This window comes from Pseudomonas sp. GW460-12-10-14-TSB1, from assembly GCF_017349775.1.
GTDB classification, from domain to species: domain Bacteria; phylum Pseudomonadota; class Gammaproteobacteria; order Pseudomonadales; family Pseudomonadaceae; genus Aquipseudomonas; species Aquipseudomonas piscium.
On record NZ_JACNAC010000051.1, the window covers coordinates 1 to 20589 of the forward strand.

Annotated in this window: 21 protein-coding genes; 9 read left to right on the forward strand and 12 right to left on the reverse strand. The window is 64.6% G+C overall.

Going from position 1 to position 20589, the window contains the following annotated elements; all coding sequences use genetic code 11:
- Window positions 1-21: 21 nt before the first annotated feature.
- Window positions 22-798 carry an IclR family transcriptional regulator gene (locus J4D52_RS23820; RefSeq protein WP_097305196.1) on the reverse strand — a complete coding sequence of 259 codons (777 nt, stop codon included), beginning with the start codon at window positions 796-798 and terminating at the stop codon, window positions 22-24.
- A gap of 209 nt (window positions 799-1007) precedes the next feature.
- On the opposite strand from J4D52_RS23820, the gene J4D52_RS23825 reads away from it, so the two are divergent.
- The gene (locus J4D52_RS23825; RefSeq protein WP_102676666.1) at window positions 1008-2735 is read left to right on the forward strand and encodes an FAD-dependent oxidoreductase; all 1728 of its coding nucleotides are present in this window, start codon (window positions 1008-1010) and stop codon (window positions 2733-2735) included.
- A 187-nt stretch (window positions 2736-2922) separates the two neighbouring features.
- On the opposite strand, the gene pcaG is transcribed toward J4D52_RS23825, so the two are convergent.
- From pcaG to pcaQ, 3 genes are all read right to left on the reverse strand, one after another.
- Window positions 2923-3528, reverse strand: a complete 606-nt coding sequence (pcaG, locus tag J4D52_RS23830) for a protocatechuate 3,4-dioxygenase subunit alpha (protein WP_102676667.1) — start codon at window positions 3526-3528, stop codon at window positions 2923-2925.
- 10 nt (window positions 3529-3538) lie between these two features.
- Complete coding sequence (gene pcaH / locus J4D52_RS23835) at window positions 3539-4258, reverse strand: protocatechuate 3,4-dioxygenase subunit beta (RefSeq protein WP_025807624.1); 720 nt, start codon at window positions 4256-4258, stop codon at window positions 3539-3541.
- 103 nt (window positions 4259-4361) lie between these two features.
- Window positions 4362-5291, reverse strand: a complete 930-nt coding sequence (pcaQ, locus tag J4D52_RS23840) for a pca operon transcription factor PcaQ (protein WP_102676668.1) — start codon at window positions 5289-5291, stop codon at window positions 4362-4364.
- A gap of 138 nt (window positions 5292-5429) precedes the next feature.
- Here pcaQ and J4D52_RS23845 point away from each other — a divergent pair, with 138 nt between their 5' ends.
- Both J4D52_RS23845 and J4D52_RS23850 read left to right on the forward strand, forming a co-directional pair.
- Window positions 5430-6326: a neutral zinc metallopeptidase gene (locus tag J4D52_RS23845; RefSeq protein WP_025807626.1), complete on the forward strand. Its 897-nt coding sequence runs from the start codon at window positions 5430-5432 to the stop codon at window positions 6324-6326.
- Complete coding sequence (locus J4D52_RS23850) at window positions 6326-7303, forward strand: hypothetical protein (RefSeq protein WP_063433126.1); 978 nt, start codon at window positions 6326-6328, stop codon at window positions 7301-7303. Before J4D52_RS23845 ends, J4D52_RS23850 begins: the two co-directional genes overlap by 1 nt.
- 96 nt (window positions 7304-7399) lie before the next feature.
- Here the strand turns inward: J4D52_RS23850 and J4D52_RS23855 are convergent, their stop codons facing one another.
- The 3 genes from J4D52_RS23855 to J4D52_RS23865 form a co-directional block, all read right to left on the reverse strand.
- Window positions 7400-7993 carry an HAD family hydrolase gene (locus J4D52_RS23855; RefSeq protein WP_063433127.1) on the reverse strand — a complete coding sequence of 198 codons (594 nt, stop codon included), beginning with the start codon at window positions 7991-7993 and terminating at the stop codon, window positions 7400-7402.
- The gene (tesB, locus tag J4D52_RS23860) at window positions 7990-8859 is read right to left on the reverse strand and encodes an acyl-CoA thioesterase II (RefSeq protein WP_009050999.1); all 870 of its coding nucleotides are present in this window, start codon (window positions 8857-8859) and stop codon (window positions 7990-7992) included. Before tesB ends, J4D52_RS23855 begins: the two co-directional genes overlap by 4 nt.
- Before the next feature lie 101 nt (window positions 8860-8960).
- On the reverse strand, window positions 8961-9530 hold the full coding sequence (locus J4D52_RS23865; RefSeq protein ID WP_023969471.1) for a GNAT family N-acetyltransferase: 570 nt from the start codon (window positions 9528-9530) through the stop codon (window positions 8961-8963).
- A gap of 74 nt (window positions 9531-9604) precedes the next feature.
- On the opposite strand from J4D52_RS23865, the gene J4D52_RS23870 reads away from it, so the two are divergent.
- Together J4D52_RS23870 and J4D52_RS23875 are read left to right on the forward strand one after the other, a co-directional pair.
- Window positions 9605-10525, forward strand: coding sequence for a histone deacetylase (locus tag J4D52_RS23870; RefSeq protein WP_102676669.1), 921 nt, complete (start codon window positions 9605-9607; stop codon window positions 10523-10525).
- 916 nt (window positions 10526-11441) lie between these two features.
- Window positions 11442-12683 (forward strand): TIGR03862 family flavoprotein, encoded by a 1242-nt coding sequence (locus J4D52_RS23875; protein WP_102676670.1) that lies wholly within the window; start codon window positions 11442-11444, stop codon window positions 12681-12683.
- A 148-nt stretch (window positions 12684-12831) separates the two neighbouring features.
- Here J4D52_RS23875 and J4D52_RS23880 read toward each other — a convergent pair whose 3' ends face one another.
- Entirely contained in the window at window positions 12832-14166 is a 1335-nt protein-coding gene (locus J4D52_RS23880) for a DEAD/DEAH box helicase (protein WP_063433129.1), read from the reverse strand.
- A 223-nt stretch (window positions 14167-14389) separates the two neighbouring features.
- On the opposite strand from J4D52_RS23880, the gene J4D52_RS23885 reads away from it, so the two are divergent.
- Entirely contained in the window at window positions 14390-14848 is a 459-nt protein-coding gene (locus J4D52_RS23885; protein WP_063433130.1) for a hypothetical protein, read from the forward strand.
- Window positions 14849-14917: 69 nt separating this feature from the next.
- Here the strand turns inward: J4D52_RS23885 and yedA are convergent, their stop codons facing one another.
- A complete protein-coding gene (gene yedA, locus J4D52_RS23890) occupies window positions 14918-15832 on the reverse strand; it encodes a drug/metabolite exporter YedA (protein WP_102676671.1) in 915 nt (304 codons plus the stop codon).
- Window positions 15833-15993: 161 nt separating this feature from the next.
- Here yedA and J4D52_RS23895 point away from each other — a divergent pair, with 161 nt between their 5' ends.
- Window positions 15994-16446, forward strand: coding sequence for an Lrp/AsnC family transcriptional regulator (locus J4D52_RS23895; RefSeq protein WP_009051006.1), 453 nt, complete (start codon window positions 15994-15996; stop codon window positions 16444-16446).
- A gap of 22 nt (window positions 16447-16468) precedes the next feature.
- On the opposite strand, the gene J4D52_RS23900 is transcribed toward J4D52_RS23895, so the two are convergent.
- The 3 genes from J4D52_RS23900 to J4D52_RS23910 all read right to left on the reverse strand — a co-directional run bounded on the left by J4D52_RS23900 (window position 16469) and on the right by J4D52_RS23910 (window position 18518).
- Entirely contained in the window at window positions 16469-17080 is a 612-nt protein-coding gene (locus J4D52_RS23900) for a PolC-type DNA polymerase III (protein ID WP_063433132.1), read from the reverse strand.
- Between the two features lie 32 nt (window positions 17081-17112).
- Window positions 17113-17592, reverse strand: coding sequence for an NYN domain-containing protein (locus J4D52_RS23905; RefSeq protein ID WP_023969253.1), 480 nt, complete (start codon window positions 17590-17592; stop codon window positions 17113-17115).
- A 137-nt stretch (window positions 17593-17729) separates the two neighbouring features.
- Window positions 17730-18518 (reverse strand): DUF2076 domain-containing protein, encoded by a 789-nt coding sequence (locus J4D52_RS23910; RefSeq protein WP_102676672.1) that lies wholly within the window; start codon window positions 18516-18518, stop codon window positions 17730-17732.
- Window positions 18519-18698: 180 nt separating this feature from the next.
- Here J4D52_RS23910 and J4D52_RS23915 point away from each other — a divergent pair, with 180 nt between their 5' ends.
- Both J4D52_RS23915 and J4D52_RS23920 read left to right on the forward strand, forming a co-directional pair.
- A complete protein-coding gene (locus J4D52_RS23915) occupies window positions 18699-19358 on the forward strand; it encodes a YciC family protein (protein WP_102676673.1) in 660 nt (219 codons plus the stop codon).
- 89 nt (window positions 19359-19447) lie between these two features.
- On the forward strand, window positions 19448-20527 hold the full coding sequence (locus J4D52_RS23920; RefSeq protein ID WP_102676674.1) for an endonuclease/exonuclease/phosphatase family protein: 1080 nt from the start codon (window positions 19448-19450) through the stop codon (window positions 20525-20527).
- Window positions 20528-20589 lie beyond the last annotated feature (62 nt).

The following is a 20589-nucleotide window of genomic DNA, read 5'->3' on the forward strand; positions in this document are numbered from 1 at the left end:
TACACAAAAAGAAAATATGGCTCAGCTGAAAAGCTCGGAAGCCTGGCTGGCAGCCGAAAGTTCGTCGGTGAACTTCAACAGCAGTGGCGCCAGTTCATGCAGGCGCGCCAGCGGCATACGCGCGCTCGGGCCGGCGATGCTCAGCACCCCGACCACTCGGCCGTCGACCGGGTGACGCACCACCGCGGCCACCGCCGAGGTGCCCACTGCCGAACTTTCCTCGACCCAGGCATAACCTTGTTCCCGGGCCAGGCGCAGGCGTTCGAGCAGCTCGATGTTCGAGCGCGGCGCGTTCGGCCCCAGGTCCGCGGGGATCTCGGCGCCCTGGCGCTCCACCAGCGACAAGGCCTCGGCATCGCTCAGGCAGGCCAGCCAGGCGTGCCCGGAAGCGGTATAGAACAACGGCGCCTCGCGCCCCATGTCGGGGTCGTAGCGCAACCCGGAACGGGCACCCTGGGACTTGGCGATCCAGGTCTGGCGCTCGTCCTCGATCACCCCGAGGCGCACCAGTTCGCCGGTTTCCTGGGCCAGCCGGTCGAGCACCGGCTGGACGATGTCCGCGCCGCTGCTGGACAGGTAGCGAAAGCCCATGGCCACCAGCTTGGTCGACAGGTGATAACGCAGGTTGTCCGGGTTCTGGCGCACGTAGCCCAGGCGGATCAGCTCCGCCAGCAACCGGTGGGTGGCGCTTTTGGGGATGTCCAGTTGCTCGGCCAGGGTCTGCATCGGCAGGCCGCGGGGGTCACTGGTAAGACTTTCCAGAACGCTGAAGACGCGCTCGATTTGACTGCCGGCCATGGTCGGGTCCAGACGAAATTTGGCCGATTCTAGTGACAACCGGCGCAATGGGAAACACACCGCGGCATCGTTCGATAACCGCCCATAAAAACCTCGGCATGGCGCAGATGATCCTGCCCTCGCCTTGCTGTCGACTATTCGACTCCGTATATTTTTTGGAATCAAGTTCCAAAAATAATAACTGTTCGTTTAGCGGAGTTGCTTCTTCCATGCCTGCCACCGCCTCCCTGCACCACCCCGATATTGATTGCGACGTGCTGGTCGTCGGTTCCGGCGCCGCCGGTCTGTCGACGGCCGTGACTGCGGCCTGGCATGGCCTGAAAGTCATAGTGGTGGAGAAAGACCCGGTGTTCGGCGGCGCCACCGCCTGGTCCGGCGGCTGGGCCTGGGTGCCGTGCAACCCGCTGGCGCGACGGGCCGGCATAGTCGAAGACGTGGAACTGCCGCGCACCTACCTGAAACACGAACTGGGCGAACGCTACCAGCCAGCAATGATCGATGCCTTCCTCGAAGCCGGCCCGCGCATGGTGTCGTTCTTCGAGCGCCATACCGCGCTGCAATTCGCCGACGGCAACGCCATCGCCGATATCCACGGCGACACCCCGGGCGCCGGCACCGGCGGACGCTCGGTGATCGCCGCGCCCTACGATGGGCGCGAGGTCGGCAAGCTGCTCAAGCGCCTGCGCAAGACCCTGCGCGAAACCTCGTTCTTGGGCATGCCGATCATGGCCGGCGCCGACCTTGCGGCCTTCCTCAACCTGAGCCGTTCGCTGCCGGCGGCCTGGCATGTGGGCAAGCGCTTCGGCCGCCACCTGCGCGACCTCGTCACTCATCGCCGTGCCCTGCAACTGGTCAATGGCGTGGCGCTGGTGGCGCGCCTGGCCAAGTCGGCGCAGGACCTTGGCGTGCAGCTCTGGGAATCGGCGCCGGTCACCGAGCTGCTGCGCGACGGCGACGCGGTGACCGGGGCTATTGTCAGCAGCGCCACCCGGGGCCCCATTCGTATCCGCGCCCGCAAAGCGGTGGTGCTGGCAGCCGGCGGTTTCCCCAACGACATCGAGCGGCGCAAGGCGCTGTTCCCGCGCACGCCCACCGGCCACGAACATCTGGCCCTGCCGCCGTTGGCTGTCTCGGGCGACGGCTTGCGCCTGGGGGAAAGCGTCGGAGCCCGGGTCGATACCGACATGGCATCGCCCGTGGCCTGGGCCCCGGTCTCCGCGGTGCCTTACAAGGACGGCAGCCGCGGGCATTTCCCGCACATCATCGAGCGCGGCAAACCGGGAGTCATCGGCGTCTTGCGCAACGGCCAGCGCTTCGTCAACGAAGCCGACGGTTACTACGACTATGTGCGGGAAATGGTCGCGGCAGCGCCCGAGGGTGAAGAAGTGGCGTCGTGGCTGATCTGCAGCCACAGCTTTCAGCGCTTGTATGGCCTGGGCATCTCCCGGCCCTTCCCGGTACCGCTGGCACCCTTTATCCGCAGCGGCTACCTGCAACGCGGCGACAGCATCGAGGAGCTGGCCCAGGGCTGTGGCATCGATGCGGACGGTCTGCGCGCCACCCTGGCGGAATACAACCGGCATGCCCGACAAGGCCAGGACCCGCAGTTCGGCCGGGGCTCGACGCCTTACAACCGCAAACAGGGCGACCCGCGCCAGCAACCCAACCCGTGCGTGGCGCCCATCGAGCAAGGGCCGTTCTACGCGGTGAAGGTCCAGCCGGGCTGCTTCGGCACTTTCGCCGGGCTCAAGGTCAACCCCCACGCCCAGGTGCTCGACGGCCAGGGCCAGGCCATCGCCGGCCTGTACGCCGCCGGCAGCGACATGGCCAGCATCATGGGCGGCCACTACCCCGCCGGCGGCATCAATCTCGGCCCGGCGCTGACCTTCGGCTATATCGCCGGTCGGCACATCGCCGGCGCCAGCGCTTATGAATAAGGCGGCAATCAGTCTCGAAGAAGGCGTGGTTCTTGAGATCGCTTGAAGGCCCTTCGGACCTTATCGCAGGCTGCGCCAGCGGCTACAGGAAGCACGCCCTGTAGCCGCTGCCGAGTTCCGTGAAGAAGCTGCGAACGGCTGCGCAGGAGACGCGAGCCTGCCACTGCGGCAGGTCGCAGTTGGCCGATCAGAAATCGAAGAACACTGTCTCCCCTTCCCCCTGGATGCGGATATCGAAACGGTACGCCCGTTGCCCGTCCACTTCGCAGGGATGGGCCAGCAGAGTCTCGCGCCGTTGCGGCTGCTCGATCAGGTTCAGCACCGGGCAGGCCGCGTTGGCTTCGGCTTCATCGGCGAAATACAGGCGGGTGTGCAGGTGGATGTTGATCCCCCGGGCGAACAGCGCCACGTTGATGTGCGGCGCCATCGGCACCCCGGCGGCATTCTTCACCACGCCCGGCTTGATGGTGTGCAGCGTCCACTCACCGGCATCGAAGGTGGTGGCCGTGCGCCCGAAGCTGTTGAAGGCTTTCTCCGAATCGAACAGCGGGTCGTAGACGCCCTCGTGGTTGGCTTGCCAGAACTCGAGGAACGAGTCGCGCACCAGATGGCCGTTGCCGTCATACACGTGGCCGATCAGCAGGATCTTTTCCCCCTGGGCATCGGGCCCGGCCATCCGGTTCCAGATCTCGTCGCTGCGGGTCGGGTTGCCCGCGGCGGCCAGCGCCAGGCCGATGTGCACATAAGGGCCGGCCGTTTGCGAGGGGGTTTCAGGCAGCAATTGGATAGGCATGGCAGGCTCCTCAGCAATTCTCGAAGTGGGTTTTGCGCTGGCCGCGCAACACGATGTCGAAGCGATAGGCCAGGCAGTCCATCGGGTTGGCGCTGCTCATGTCCAGGCGCGCGATCAGGCTCTGCACCGCGTCCGGGTTGGCGATCGACTTGACGATCGGGCACAGCGGAATCAGCGGGTCGCCCTCGAAATACAGCTGGGTGATCAGCCGCGTGGCGATCGAAGGCCCGCTGATGGAGAAATGGATATGCGCCGGGCGCCAGTCGTTCGGGCCGTTGCGCCATGGGTAAGGACCGGGCTTGATGGTGCGGAAGCTGTAGTAGCCGTCACGGTCGGTCAGGGCCCGGCCGACGCCGCCGAAGTTCGGATCCAGGGGCGCCAGGTAGCGGTCGTTCTTGTGCCGGTAGCGACCACCGGCGTTGGCTTGCCACATCTCCACCAGGGTGTGGGGAATCGGCTGGCCGTACTGATCGCAGACCCGGCCGGAAACGATGATTCGCTCGCCCACCGGCAAGCCGCCGTTATTGAAGTTGAGCAGCAGGTCGTTATCGAAACGCCCGGTCTTCAGATGGGAGAAATCGGGGCCGCTGGTCTCGCTCAGCGATTGCGGGATGCTCACCAGCGCCTGGCGCGGCGAACGGGCCACGGAGGTCTTGTAGTCGGGGGTCAGGGCCTTGGGATGCCAATTACGGTCACGGATAACGAAACGACTGCTGTCTGCATCAGACATGTCGATCTCCTGTTGTTTGATTTATGGAGCGCAGCCCGCGCAGTTTCAAACAACAGCAGCCCGACGAATATTGAAAAGGCCTCCCCCATACATAACCAAAAGGTTATGGATAACGCCCCTCGCGATAGGCCTGCCCGACTTCCCGCAGCACCTCGACGCACCATTGCGCCGCCAGCGACAGCGGCAGGCTGGCATTGCTGGAGATGCCCACCGAGCCACCCGGCTCGCGCTGCCCGAGGTCGATCTCGCGCAGCTCGCCATTGGCCAGGTCCAGGCGTACCGCATCCAGCGGGGCGATCCACAGCGCATCGCTGGACAGCGCATAGCGCCGGCTCAGGGCCACCGAGAGGGTTTCCAGGCGCTGGCGCGACTGGCTGATGCCGCACTGCACGAACAGGCTGTCGGCGAACTTGCGGATGGTGGTGCCGGCCAGCGGCAGCACCAGCGGGTACTGCTCCAGCGCATGCCGCTCCAGCGGCCCGTGCAGCAACGGATGATCGGGGCGCGCCACCAGGGTCATGGACTCGCTGTACAGATGCTCGAAGCTCAGGCCCTGGATCTGTGGGCTGTCCGTCATGCGCCCGACCACCAGGTCGACGTCGCCGACCCGCAGCTGCGACAGCAGATAGGCGCTGGGGCCGGTGACCACACTCACCACCAGCGCCGAATGCCGTTCGTGCAGGCGTCGCACCACTTCTGGCAGCAACAGGCTTTCGGCGGTCGAGAGCACACCCAGGCGCACCACGCCGGCGGCATATTCGCCGCCGCGCAAGGTGTTCACCCCCTCGCGCAGGGCCTGCACCGAGGGCCCGGCGTAACGCAGAAAAGCCATTCCCGCCTCGGTCAGGCTGAGCCCGGCCTTGCTCCGGGCGAACAGCCGGGTGTCGAGCAACTCTTCCAGTTCCTTGAGGGTTTTCGACATCGCCGGCTGGCTCACCGCAAGCACATCCGCCGCCCGCGCCAGGCTGCCCTGACGAGACATTTCAAGAAAACATACGAGGTGACGGAATTTGATGCGGGTATCGATGTTCAAAGGAGGCCCCGGATATGTCGCAACAGAACCGATGCGGCTGCGGGCAATGGTAGCGTGCATGCAAAAGGCTGACGACCGGACTGGCACCAGCTTTACTCACCAGCAACACTGATCAGCAAATAAGAAGAGGATTCACCCATGCTTTGGAAGAAAGGACGGCGCAGCGATAACGTGGTGGATGCTCGCGATGACAGTGGTGGCGGTGGAGGTGGCGGTCTGCGCTTTGGCGGCGGCAAGGGCCTGAGCCTGACCGCCATCATCCTGATCGTCGGCATCGGCTGGGTCACCGGCCAGGACCCGCTGCAAATCCTCGGGCAACTCGTCGGGCAGATGGATCAGTCCTCGGCGCCCGCCACCACCCAGCAGACCCGCCAGGCGCCGCCGGCCAACGACGAGCAGGCGGAATTCGTGCGCTCCATCCTCGGCGACACCGAAGACACCTGGGGCCAGATCTTCCAGCAGGCCGGACGCTCCTATCAGCAACCCAAGCTCATCCTGTTCCGTGGCCGGGTGAATTCCGCCTGCGGCTCGGCGACCTCTGCCACCGGCCCCTTCTACTGCCCGGCCGACCAGCAGGTGTACCTGGACATGGACTTCTTCCGCGAGATGGACCAGCGCTTCTCGGCCGCCGGCGACTTCGCCCAGGCCTACGTGATCGCCCACGAAATCGGCCACCACGTACAGACCCTGCTCGGCGTCTCGGCGAAGATCCAGGCCGCCCGCCAACAGGGCCGGCAGATGGAAGGCGACGGCGGCCTGCTGGTGCGCCAGGAACTGCAAGCCGACTGCCTGGCGGGCGTCTGGGCCAACCATGCGCAGAAACGCCTGAACTGGCTGGAGCCGGGGGATATCGAAGAAGCCCTGAACGCCGCCAACGCCATCGGTGACGACCGCCTGCAACAGCAAGGCCAGGGCCGCGTGGTACCGGACTCCTTTACCCACGGCAGCTCGGCGCAACGGGTGCGCTGGTTCAAGGCAGGCTTCACCCAGGGCCAGGTCGGCCAGTGCGATACCTTCGCGGCGAAGAGTCTGTAATGCGCCGGGTACTGGTGCTGCTCACGTTATGGATGATCTGCGCCGGCGCGCAGGCAGCAGAAAATGGCGTCAAGACGATCAGCCCCGCGCGCCTGAACCTCAAAGGCGGCGAACTGGCCATCGGCCTGAGTCAGGATTGGCAGCAGCCGCTGCCTGAGATCCAGCGGGCACTGATCATCGTCCACGGGCGCCTGCGCAACGCCCAGACCTACCTGCACAGCGCCGAACAGGCCGCCAACCAGGCCGGGCAAAGCGCGGCCACCCTGGTGATCGCCCCGCAGTTTCTCAATCAGAGCGATATCGCGCGTCACCAGCTACCCGACTCGCTGCTGCGCTGGCAGGGCAATGACTGGATGGCCGGCGAGCCGTCCAGCGGGCCCAAGCCACAAAGCTCTTATGCGGTGCTGGACGCGCTCATCACGCGGCTGAGCGATCGCCAGCAGTTTCCGTCCCTGACCGAGATCGTCATCGCCGGCCACTCTGGTGGCGCCCAGGTAGTGCAGCGTTTTGCCCTGCTTGGCCAGCATCATCCGGGCCTGGAGGATGACGGCATCAAACTGCGCTACGTCATTGCCAACCCATCGTCCTATGCCTATTTCGACGAGCAGCGCCCGGTGAAGGTCGACGCCAGCGCGTGCCCCGGTTTCAACAACTGGAAGTACGGCCTGCTCAAGCTGCCGGCCTACGCCGCCGGCCAGACCGCGCAGCAACTGGAACAGAGCTACGTCAAACGCGATATCACCTATCTGCTGGGCAAACAGGACACCGACCCACACCACCCGGCGCTGGACACCAGCTGCGCCGCCGAGGCCCAGGGCGCCTACCGGTTGATTCGCGGGCACAACTACTTCGACTACCTGAAGCAGCGCCATCCCCAGGGGCTGCAACAGCAGCTGGTCGAAGTGCCCGGGGTCGGGCATGACGGCGACAAGATGTTCACCTCGCCCGAGGGGCAGAAGGCGTTGTTCGGCCAGTAGGCACGGTGAAATCAGCAATGACGCTATCGCGGGCAAGCCTCGCTCCTACAGAAGAATACGAGCTTCTGTAGGAGCGAGGCTTGCCCGCGAAGCTTTTCAAGCCAACACCATCCGCCGTAGAACGCTGCAATCCTCGGCGTGCCAGTCGGCCAGTTCCGGCCACGGGTTATCCGGCAGGTTCACCAGCACCGTGTGGGTGCCCGCCGCGCGACCGCAGTCGAGGTCGAAGCGGTAGTCGCCGACCATCACCATTTCAGCGGGCGCCACCTCCCAGGCCGCGGCCAGTTTCAGCAAGCCGCCGGGGTGCGGTTTGGGCGGGGCTTCGTCGCGCCCCAGCACGTCCTCGACGGCAAAGCAGTCGGCCAGGCCGATGGCCTCCAGGGTGACATGGGCCAGTTCCCGCGCATTGCGGGTCAGGATGCCCAGGCGATAGCCCCGCGCCGCCAGCTCCCGCACCAGCTCCACCGCCCCCGGCGCCGGCCGCGAACCCAGGGCCAGGTCGCGTTCGTGCTCCAGCAGCCAGGCGTGTTTCGCCGCGGCTTCGGCGGCGGGCAAGGCCGCGAGGTGGGTCAGGATGTCGTGCTCCGGCGCAATCCCCAGCGCCTCGCGAATGGCCGCGAAATCATGCACGGCCACCGTCAGGGTGCCGTCCATGTCGAACACCCAATGACGAACCTCGGCCAGGCTCATGCCCAGTCCTTGCGGTGACGGATCAGGCCTTCCTGGGTCACCGAGGCCACCAGTTGGCCAGCGCGGTTGAACACGCTGCCACGGGAAAAACCGCGGGAATTGCCGGCCCAGGGGCTGTCCATGGCATACAGCAACCAGTCGTCGGCGCGCAGGTCGGCATGGAACCACAGCGCGTGGTCGAGACTGGCGACCTGCATGTCCTTCTGCCACACCGACTTGCCGTGGGGCAGCATCGAGGTGGTCAGCAGGCCGAAGTCCGAAGCGTAGGCCAGCAGGTATTTATGCAGTGCGGGAATGTCCGGCAGCTCGCCATCGGCGCGGAACCAGACGTATTTGATCGGGTCCGCCGGCTGCGGGTTGTAGGGGTCCTTCTCGGTCACCGGGCGCACTTCGATGGGCTTGGGGCACAGCAGTTTTTCGCGCATGTGCTCCGGGATCAGGTGCGCGCGCTGCTGGGTGATCTCCAGCTCCGACGGCAGGTTTTCCGGGCCGACCACCTGGGGCATGGTGTCCTGATGCTCGAAGCCTTCCTCGTCGTACTGGAACGAGGCGCTGCAGGTGAAGATTGGGTTGCCCTTCTGGATCGCCGTGACCCGGCGGGTGCTGAAGCTGCCGCCATCGCGCACCCGGTCGACCTGGTACACCACCGGCAACGCCGCATCGCCCGGACGCAGGAAGTAACCGTGCAGCGAATGCACATGACGCGCCTCTTCGACAGTCTGGCTGGCCGCGGACAGGGACTGGCCCAACACCTGGCCGCCGAACAGCTGGCGGAAGCCCAGGTCCTGGCTGCGACCACGAAACAGGTTTTCCTCGATCGGTTCCAGGGTCAACAGGTCGACCAGATCATCCAACACGTGGCTCATTCAGACTCTCCTCACACAGAGCAATGCCGCGCAGTCTTGGCTGTCGCGGTCGATTCAATCGGGTTCACACACATGGGCACACTCCAGATGCCCCCGACCTGCTATCCATGCAAGGTTTCCAACCATTGTTCGCGGTTGATGCGATACAGCACATGATGACGCAGCGGATGCTCGCTGCCGAGCTTTGGGTGATCGAAATCGTCGTCCGCATCGTGTTGCATGCCGATGGCCTGCATGACTTTCTGCGACGGCAGGTTGCTGGTGGTGGTGAAGGCGACGATCTCGTTCAGGGCCAGGCGATCGAAGCCGCAACGCAGTGCGGTCCAGGCCGCTTCGCTGGCGTAGCCCAGGCCCCAGTGCTCGCGCGCCAGGCGCCAGCCGATTTCCACCGCCGGGGTGAACGGCGCTTCGAAGCCCACCACGCCCAGCCCGGTAAAACCGATGAAGGCCCCGGTATCCTTGCGCTCCAGCGCCCAGGTGCCAAAACCGTGCTCGGCGAAATGCCCACGGATCCGGCCGATCAGCGCGGCGCTTTCCAGGCGGCTCAAGGGGGCCGGAAAGTAACGCATCACCTGCGGATCGGCGCACATCGCCGCAAACGCCGGCAAATCCTCGTCGCGCCACTGGCGCAACAGCAGTCGAGCACTTTCGAGTTGCAGTATCGGCTCCATCGTCCCCTCCATTTCCATGCGTGCCAGTCTACATCGCTGGTAGGATCCTTTTCGGATTCCTACATGAAATTGCCATGCCACTGCCGCTGATCTACCACGACGACTACAGCCCCGAGTTCCCGGCGGAGCACCGCTTCCCCATGGACAAGTTTCGCCTGCTGCGCGACCACCTGGTGGACAGCGGCCTGACCCGCGATGCCGACCTGCTGCGCCCGGAGTTGTGCCCGAAGGAGATTCTCGCCCTGGCCCACGACCCTGGGTATATCGAACGTTATATGGCCGGCGAGTTGTCGCGGGAAGACCAACGGCGCCTCGGCCTGCCCTGGAACGAAGCCCTGGCCCGGCGCACCGTGCGCGCTGTCGGCGGCTCGCTGCTGGCCGCCGAACGAGCCCTGGAGCATGGCCTGGCCTGTCACCTGGCCGGCGGTACCCATCACGCCCACTACGACCACCCGGCGGGGTTCTGCATCTTCAACGACCTGGCGGTGATCAGCCATTACCTGCTCGAAGCCGGGCGGGTCGGCCGGGTGCTGATCTTCGACTGCGACGTGCACCAGGGCGACGGCACCGCGCGGATTCTCGAACATACCCCGGACGCCGTGACCGTCTCGCTGCACTGCGAAAAAAACTTCCCGGCGCGCAAGGCCACCAGCGACTGGGACATCCCCCTGCCCATGGGCATGGGCGACGCCGACTACCTGAAGGTGGTCGACGACGCGCTCAATTACCTGCTGCCGCTGTACCAGCCGGACCTGGTGCTGTACGACGCCGGGGTGGATGTGCACAAGGACGATGCCCTGGGTTACCTGAAGCTGACCGACCAGGGCGTCGCCGCCCGCGACGAACAGGTGATGCGCCATTGCCTGGGCCGCGATATCCCGGTGCTCGGGGTGATCGGCGGCGGCTACAGCAAGGATCGCCAGGCCCTGGCGCGGCGCCACGGCATCCTCCACCACAGCGCGCAACGGGTGTGGACGTCATCAGGTTGTCACTGAAAGCTGGGCGCCTTACCCACAATGGCTGTGGAGCCGCTTGTGGATAACCTGAGCGCAAGCCGCTGCAGGCCATGCTGGCCGTGCCCCACAGACAATCGATCATTTTTTGATCAGGCCGGTAAGCGCGGCTGAAGGCTGCAAAACAGGAGCGTCGACAGTGATGTGCCGCTGGAGGTCCTGCAGACCTTTCGCAGCCTGTGGCAGCGGCTACAAAAGCCTTCATCAGGCGGTCATGAAACTGTGAGCGCCTTACCCCCAATCTCTGTGGAACCGCTTGTGGATAACCTGAGTGCAAGCGGCTGCAGGCCATGCTGGCTGTGCCCTACAGACAGGCGATCATTTTTTGATCAAGCCGGTAAGCGCTGCTGAATACCGCGAAGCGGGAGCGTTGATAGTGATGCCGCTGGAGGTCCTGCGGACCTTTCGGAGACTGCGGCAGCGGCTACAAAAACCTTCATCAGGCGGTCATGAAATTGTGGGCGCCTTACCCCCAATCTCTGTGGAACCGCTTGTGGATAACCTGAGTGCAAGCAGCTGCAAGCCATGCTGGCTGTGCCCTACAGACAGGCGATCATTTTTTGACCAGGCCGGTAAGCACTGCTGAATACTGCGAAGCGGGAGCGCTGATAGTGATGCCGATGAAGGTCCTGCGGACCTTTCACAGCCTGCGGCAACAGCTACAAAAGCCTTCATCAGGCGGTCATGAAATTGTGGGCGCCTTACCCCCAATCTCTGTGGAGCCGCTTGTGGATAACCTGAGCGCAAGCTTCTGCAGGCTATGCCATACAAGCCCTGCAGAGCACTGAGCGTTTTTTGATCAGCCCGCTGTATAAGCCGCTGCGGGACGCATGGAGCATTGGCGACGGGCTTGCCTCGGGTAGAATGCCCGGCTTATTCCGCCACGCCGCCGCCCGCCATGACCTTATCCAGCACCACCCTGCCCCATCACGTCGCCATTATCGGTGGCGGCCCCGCCGGCTTGATGGCGGCCGAGGTGCTGAGCCTGGCGGGTATCCGCGTCGTTCTCTACGACGGCATGCCATCGGTGGGCCGCAAGTTCCTGCTGGCCGGGGTCGGCGGGATGAACATCACGCATTCCGAGGCCTACCCGGTCTTCCTCTCGCGTTATGCCGAACGGGCCCCGCAGATTGCCCCGCTGTTGCGCGAATTCGGCAGCGAGGCGCTGTGCCAATGGATTCACGGCCTGGGCATCGACACTTTCGTCGGCAGCTCGGGCCGGGTGTTCCCCACCGACATGAAAGCCGCGCCGCTGCTGCGCGCCTGGCTCAAGCGCCTGCGCGACGCCGGTGTGGTTATCCACACCCGCCATCGCTGGCTCGGCTGGAATGCCGATGGCAGCCTGCGCATCCACAGCCCGGAAGGCGAAAAGTCGGTCCAGGCCGACGCCCTGTTGCTGGCACTGGGCGGCGGCAGTTGGGCACGGCTGGGTTCGGATGGGGCCTGGATGCTGCCGCTGGAACAGCGCGGCGTGCAACTGGCGCCCCTGCAACCGAGCAACTGCGGGTTCGAGGTGCAGGACTGGAGCGATCTGCTGCGCAGCAAGTTCGCCGGCGCCCCGCTGAAGAACGTGGCCATCGGCCTGAACGACGACATCCCCCGCCTCGGCGAATGCGTGATCACCACCACCGGGATCGAGGGCAGCCTGATCTACGCGCTGTCGGCGCCGATTCGGCAAGCCATCAACCGCCACGGCTCGGCCACCGTGCATATCGACCTGCTGCCGGGCAAACCCCATGACCGGATCCAGGCCGCGCTGAGCAAGCCACGGGGCTCGCGCTCCATGGCCAAGCATCTGCACAGCCAGCTGGGTATCGATGGGGTGAAAGCCGCGCTCTTGCGTGAACTGACCAGCGCCGACTGCTTCGCCGACCCGGCGCTGCTGGCCAAGGCGATCAAGGCCCTGCCGTTGACCCTGATGAAAACCCGGCCGCTGGACGAAGCCATCAGCAGCGCCGGCGGCGTGACGTTCGAGGCCATGGATCAACGCTTGATGCTCAAGCAATTGCCCGGCGTGTTCTGCGCCGGAGAAATGCTCGACTGGGAGGCGCCCACCGGCGGCTACCTGCTCACCGCGTGTTTCGCCAGCGGGCGGGCGGCGGGGTTGGGGATGATCGAGTGGTTGCGGGAAAAGGCCTGAGGCCTTTCGTGTAGCCGCTAGAGCAGCCTGCGATCGATCTAGGTGGCATTGCGACGTAACGGCGTAAAACCAAACGCCCCGGTTTTCCAGGAAAACCGGGGCGTTCGTTTTTGCAAGGACTGCGTCGGCTACAGGCCGCTCGCCAGCCTTATGGCTTGCGCTTGCGTGGCCCGGTGTTGAACGCCGGCACCTTGCGCACCGGCTTCACCGCCGGCGCTTCGGCCACTTCGCCGCTGTCCACCCACTTGCCCAGGTTGCGCTTGCCGCCACCGCCGGAAGTCTTGGGCTTCTTCGGTTTTTTCGGCTTCTTGATCACCTGGCCGCTGGCGTCGGTTTCCGGCACCCGGTGTTCCGGAATGAAGTCCGGCTCGTCATGGCGCTTGAGGGTCTGGCGGGTCAGCATCTCGATGGCCGACAACAGGTTCACTTCATCGGCACAGACCAGCGAGATTGCCTCACCGGTGGAACCCGCACGGCCGGTACGGCCGATGCGGTGGATGTAATCCTCGGCGACGATCGGCAGGTCGAAGTTGACCACCAGCGGCAGGTCCTCGATGTCCAGGCCACGGGCCGCCACATCGGTGGCCACCAGGATCTGGATCTCGCTGGCCTTGAAGCGGTCCAGCGCGCGCTGGCGGGTGGCCTGGGGCTTATCGCCATGGATGCCGTCGGCATTCACGCCCTGGCCCTGCAACCTTTCCACCAGCGCGTCCACGCCGTTGCGGGTCTTGGCGAACACCAGCACCTGCTTCCAGCGGTTCTTGCGCAGCAGGTGGCTGAACAGCTCCGGCTTGCGCTTCTTGTCCACCGTCACCACCCATTGCTTGACGGTGTTGGCGGCGACGTTGCGCGGACTGACTTCAATGCTCAGCGGATCGTTGAGCATCTGCCCGGCCAACAGGCGGATGGCATCGGAGAAGGTCGCGGAGAACAGCAGGGTCTGGCGCTTTTTCGGCAATGCCGCGTAGATGTCCTTCAGCTCTTCGGAGAAACCCAGGTCGAGCATGCGGTCGGCTTCGTCCAGCACCAAGGTCTGCAACTGGCTGAACTTCACCGCGTTCTGCCGGTACAGGTCGAGCAAGCGACCCGGGGTCGCCACCAGCAGGTCGATGCCTTTGCGCAGCTTCATCATCTGCGGGTTGATGCTGACGCCGCCGTATACCGCATAGGTGCTCAGCGGCAGGTGCTCGGCGTACTGGCGCACGCTCTCGTGCACCTGTTCGGCCAGCTCGCGGGTCGGCACCAGGATCAGCGCGCGCACCGAGTTGCTGGCCACTTTCGGCCCTTCCATGGTCAGCGATTGCAGGAGCGGCAAGGCAAAGCCGGCGGTCTTGCCGGTGCCAGTCTGGGCCGCGGCCATCAGGTCGCGACCGCCCAGCACCGCCGGAATGGCTTGCGCCTGCACCGGTGTCGGGGTCTGGTAGCCAAGCGTTTCGAGGGCGCGCAGCAAGGGTTCGATCAGGCCAAGAGTGGCGAATGTCATGGGGATACCGTAGGGAAAAAGTCAGCGCAGGTGTGCAATGGGCGGCAGTTTACCCTAATTCAGGCGGGTTTCTTTCCGGCTGACGAGTTGCCCAGCTTCCCGCCGTTACGGGTCACCGGGCGGCGAGCAGCGATAATCTTGGTAGACGCGCCTTGAGCTGCCGGGAGAGGATTCACCTCTTTCATCCCCATCGCACCGATGAAGATCCAGGAGCCTGACCTGCATGGACACACCCAACCCCTTCCAGACACCGGCCGCCGAGTTGCAGACCCCGGCTGCGGCGACCGCGCCATTGCGCCTGTACAGCATCAATGCCGTCGGCCTTGCCACCTTCCTCGGCACTTCCGTGGCGGGTGCCTACATGATCGCCGCCAACCTCAAGGCACTCGGCCGCGAAAGCGAAGTGAAGAAGGCCTGGTATATCGGTATCGGCCTGCTCATCCTGATGATGGTGCTGGGCGCAGTGTTGCCGGAAAGTGTTCCAGCCGTGGCCTTCGTACTGCCACCGCTTTTTGCGATGAACACCTACGCGCGCCAGCTCTTCGGTCCGGTCGTCATCGAACACAAACTCAGCAAGGGGCCTTTCTTCTCGTTGTGGCGCGTCGCCGGGATCAGCCTGCTGTTCATGCTGGCCTTCGTCGTGGCGCTGATACCGCTGGTGATGCTGTTCAACCCGGCCTGATTACGACAGGCTGGAACAAAAAACGCCGGGCAATGCCCGGCGTTTTTGATTGCGCGCCAACAGGCCACTTCAAGCCGTGGCTTCTTCCTGTATCGCAGCGGCTTTTGGCTTGCGCCACTGTGGCAGGCCAATCAGCACCACGGCACTGATGATCACCACCATCGCCAGCGCCTCCTCCAGGCCAATGGTCTCGCCGACAAACACTATCCCCAGCAGCACCGCCACCGCCGGGTTGACGTAGGCATAGCTGGTGGCCGCCGCCGGACGCACGTGCTTGAGCAGGTACATGTAGGCGTTGAAGGCAATGATCGAGCCGAAGCCGGTCAGGTACGCCAGGGCTGCCCAGCCTTCGATTGGCGGAACGGCGGCCAGTTGCTCGCCGCTCAACCAGCTGCCGATCAGCAGCACCACGCCGCCCACCAGCATCTCGACGGCACTGGCCATCGCCCCTTGCGGCAACGGCAGGTGTTTGCTCCACACCGAACCGAAGGCCCAGGCTGCTGCCGCGAACACCAGCAGGGCCGCGCCGGTCGGGCTCGACTGCAGGTTGGAACCGAGGTTGAGCATGGCGATACCGATCAGCCCGAGAACGATCCCGGCCCATTCCAGGCGGGTGTTGCGCGCGCCCCAGAAGTAACCGCACAGCAGGGTGAACAGCGGCACCGTGGCCACCGCCAGGGCCGCCACTCCGGACGCCACGCCCATGTGTTCGGCGACAGTGACCGCGCCATTGCCGAAGCTCAGCAGCAGGATGCCGATCACCCCTGCCGCCCGCCATTGCGCCCAGGTCGGTGCCGGCGCCCCGCGCCAACGCAGGAAGCCGTACATCAGGCTGCCGGCGAGGACAAAACGGATGCCGGCGAGCATCAGCGGCGGCCAGTATTCGACCCCGATACGGATCACCAGGTAGGTCGAGCCCCAGATCACGTACAGCGCAAAAAAGGCGGCAATCAAGGGCAAGGGAAAACGGCGTAGGCCAGGCATGGGAAGCTCGAAAACAGGCAAGGGAGAGGGCTTATTCTAGAAAGCCGGCCGACGGAACTTAAGCTACAAAACCTGTTTAAAGCGCCAGTACACTTTTCAAAACATGGAGATTCTGGCTATAACCCATGCTTTCGAAAGTCGCTGTGTTTGGAAGCCTTATCATGGACAAATATGACCGCATGCTCCTCGCCGCCCTGCTGGAAAATGGCCGGGCGAGCTACGCCGAGTTGGCGCGCAAGGTGAACCTCTCCGCCCCGGCCGTGGCCGAACGGGTGGCCAAGCTCGAAGCCAGCGGAGTGATCACCGGCTACCAGGCCAAGGTCGACCTGGCCAAGCTCGGACTGCCGATCCAGTGCGTGATCGAACTGCGCATGGCCCAGCACGGCAATCAGAAGGCCTACGACGAACTGAGCCGGATCCCGCAACTCACCGAATGCCAGCGGGTCACCGGCGATCCGTGCGTGATCATGCGCGCCGCCGTCGGCTCGATGCCGGAGCTGGAAGAGCTGATCAACCGCGTCGCTCAGTTCGGCTTCAGCAAGACCTCGATCGTGCTCTCCAGCGCCATCGAACAGCGCGTGCCGCTGGGGCACCTGGAGAGCAACGGCAAGTGAGCCCAGCCAGCGGCTACAGGGGTCAGGCGCCGCGATGGCGCTTGAGGTGTTCGCCGATCTTGGCGGCCGGCACTTTCTGCAATTTGCACAGGAAGTCGTGGGACAACTCGCGCAACCCGTGCTTCTGCCGCAGCTCCAGCGCCAGGTGCGCGGTGAGGTTGGCGGCCATTTCCGCGTCGGCCATGGCCCGGTGAGCCTGGCCGGTATGGGGCAGGCTGGCGAACGTGGTGAGGGTGCCGAGCTTGTGGTTGGGCGCCGCCGGCATCAGCCGTCGCGCCAGCAACAGGGAACAGGCGAAGTTTTGCAAGCGGGTGCGCTTGATCCGGCCAAGTTCGTAGTCCCAGAACTTCTGGTCGAACGCAGCGTTGTGCGCCAGCAACGGCGTGGTGCCGACGAACTCGTTGACCTCGTTCATCACCTGCTCGGCCGACGGCGCGCTGCGCAGCATGGCGTTACTGATGCCGGTCAGCTGTTCGATGAAGGCCGGCACCCGCACGCCGGCATTCATCAGGCTCTGGTAACGCTCGACGATGCGCCCCTGCTCAAGGATCACCACGGCGATTTCCGTGGCCCGGCAACTGCTGCTCGGGGAGATCCCGGTGGTTTCAAAGTCGATGACTGCGATGCGTTCCAAACCTGTCCAGCTCCGTACAAAAAATAGTCAGCTCAGCTTTTGAGCAGTAGCGCGCCTTCGATCGGCACATAGCGCGTGGCCGCACGAATCAGCGAATTGGCGGTGAGTCCCGGCACACCATAGGCAACCGCTTCGACGCCGTGCTTGTTGATGATGCGCTCGAGCAACAGGTCGAAATCGCCGTCGCCGGAGGCCAGCACCACTTCGTCGACATGGGCGGCGGCGTCCATGATGTCGATGGTGATACCCACGTCCCAGTCGCCCTTGGCCGAGCCGTCGCTACGCTGGATGTAGGGTTTGAGTTTTACCGTGAAGCCCAGGTTGCGCAGGATCTGCTGGAACTGCTGCTGCTTGCTGTCGCCCCGGTCGATCGCATAGGCGTAGGCCTCGACTATCTGCCCGCGTTGGCTGATATCGGCCCACAGGGCGGCATAGTTGAAGTGACAACCATAGGCCTGGCGCACGGTGTAATAGAGATTCTGGACATCGGCGAACACAGCGATTTTTTTCACCGCTTATCCTCATGGCGCTCACGCGCGCGAACTGGGCCGGGACTCAAACCCTGAAAAGTCGCCCAGTATGCCAGCCAGAAGGAAGGTTCCGCGAATAATCGGCCCGGGACGCGACGGCGTTCCGGACCGATGGCGGATCAGACGAAGGAATCGTCGTCGGAAAAGAACGAACTGTCGTCGTTGCCGTAGTCGGCATCGCTGAAGCCACCCTGGTCGTTGTTACCCCAGGAGTCGTTGTTGGCCATGCGCTGCTCGTCATTGCCCCAGCCACCCGAGTTGTCGCTGGCGGGTGCCGGTTCTTCCTTGATCACTTCGACGATTTCCTGCGGCTGCTGGTTGCCGTGGAACAGGCTGCTGATGCCTTGCGCCAGCATCACGCCACCCGCCACGCCGGCGGCGGTCTTCAGCGCACCGCCGAGGAAGCTGCTGCCAGCCGCGGCCGGAGCCTGCTGGGGTGGCGCGGCATAGTTTTGCTGGGGATAGCCCTGTTGCGGCGCGCCGAAGCTCTGCTGCGGCTGCGGGTTGAACGCCGGCCGTGCCGGTTCGCGCCAACCACCGCCGGACGAGGCCGGAGCGCTTTGCGTCGGCGCCGGCTGCGGATCGCGGGAGCCGCTGCCGAAGATGCTCGAAAGGAACCCGCCACCGCTGCTGGGCGCCGGTGCCGCGGCCTGGGACCTGGCCTGCTGCAGTTCGGCCTGCAGTTGCTGAACCTGCTGGGTGAGTTGCTTGTTCTGCTCGTCGAGGCTCTTGATTGCCGCCTCTTGCACCAGAATCGCCTGGGTCATGAAATACCCGGCGGCAGGCTGCCGGGTCAGATGCTCCTTGATCCGCGCCTCGGCCTGGGCGTCGCGCGGGGCTGAATCCTTCTCGGCTTGCTGCAACCGTGAAAACAGTCCATCGATCAGGGTTTGCTCTTCGCTGTTCATGGCGACCTCTTTAGATTGCCGGTAAAAAACTGGGCCTTGCCTGTCATGCACAAGGTGCAACCAGTAATGGGGCTGCCCAGCGAGCTTTCAATAGCCTTTACCTAAGGTTTACGTTTGCTCGCCCGGGGGTCGCATCGGTTAAAGTGTCCAACCGCTTTTTGTGATCTGCGATAACCACTGATGAATCCGTTAACCGTTCTGCGCGACTCCCTGTACTTCTGCCAGCGCAACCTGGGGCGCATCGTCCAGCTGTGCCTGCCGCTGGTGGTCCTCGAAGCGCTGCTGCAGCAGGCAGTCGACAGCTCGCTGGGCCCCGAGGCCTTTCCCGGCTACAGCGTGGTCGTCGGCCTGCTGATCTACCCGCTGTACACGGGGGTGCTGATCCTGTTTCTCGATGCCCGCAGCCGTGGCGAATCGCCATTGGCCCGCGACCTGCTCGCCGCAACCGTCAGCCTGTGGCCACGTTTTGCCCTGCTGACCGCCATCAACACCCTGCTGATCCTGCTGGGCCTGTCGCTGTATTTCCTGCCCGGGCTGTGGCTGATGGTGACCCTGGCCTTCGCCGAATACCTGCTGGTGCTCAAGGGCCTGCAACCGCTGGCCGCGATCAAGGAAAGCTTCCGCCTGACCCGCGGGCACTTCCTGCGGATCCTGGTCTGCATCCTGGCTGTGATGGCCCCGCTGTGGGTGCTCAAGGGCGCCAGCCTGGCGGCGTATCCCGATCCGGGTCCGATGCTGTCGCTGCTGATCGAAAGCGCCCACAGTTTCCTGCAGTTGTTCACCAGCGTGGTGGTGTTCCGCCTGTTCATGCTGATCGGCGACTCGCCCGAACAGGCGTGACGCCAAGGTCCGGCCGCTCTACCCCTTGGGTCGCGGCCCCGCTCTCGGTTATGCTCGGGCTCAATCCAGCAACGCCATAAGCCGAGCCGATGCCCCGTCCATTTCGCTTCATCCTCCTGGGCCTGCTGATCAGCGCAGGCCTGTTGTCAGCCCTGGTCTACAGCCTGACCTGGCGCCCCGACACCAAGGAGCCGCTGCCGGTCGCCTGCACGGGCAAGGTGCCCAGCCTGGTGCCGGGCCAGGCACTGAAGGTGATGACCTGGAACCTGCAGTACCTGGCGGGCAAGCGCTACGTGTTCTGGAACGACCAGGCCCAGGGGCCGGACGAGCGCCCGACCCTGGAAGACATGGCTTTCAGCCTGGATGAAGTGGCGCGAGTGATTCGCGACGAGCAGCCGGACATCGTGCTGCTGCAGGAACTGGATAACGGCGCCAAGGCCAGCGACTACCAGGACCAGCTCAAGCTGCTGCAGGAGCGCCTGACCGACCTGTATCCCTGCAGCACCCAGGCCTTCGACTGGAAGGCCGATTTCGTACCCTCCCCGCACATCTTCGGCAGCGTCGGCCGGCAACTGGCGACCTTGAGCCGCTACCGCATCGAACACGCCGAACGCCTACAATTGCCGGTGCCCGAGGCCAATCTCCTCAGCCGCCAGTTCCAGCCGAAAAACGCCGTGCTGGTGAGCTACCTGCCCTTGAGCGACGGCGGGCAGCTGGCGGTGCTCAACACCCATCTGGATCGCGCGACCAAACCCGACGACACCCTGCAAGCCCAGGTAAATGCGGTAACCAGGATCCTCGACCGCTTCGAAGCCCGCGGCACGCCCTGGCTGATCGGCGGCGACTTCAACCTGCTGCCCCTGGGCCAGTACCAGCGGCTCGCCCCCGAGCAACGCACGCCCTACTCCGCCGACAGCGCGTTGCACAGCCTCTGGGACAAGTACCCGATGATCCCCACCAACAACGAAGCCAGCGGCATCGACCGCGCCCTGTGGCTGACCCACTACCCCAACGATCCGGCCCTGAGTGGCCCGGATCGCACAGTCGACTACCTGTTCCACAGCCCGCGGCTCAAACGGGTCGAGGCCCAGGTACGACAGGACGACACCCTGCGCATCTCCGACCACCTGCCGCTGATCGCCCGCTTCCTGCTGCCTGCCGCGCTGTAGCCGCTGCCGCAGGCTGCGATCGACCTGGGCGGCATTCCGACAACCCGGGCGCAGGATCTTGA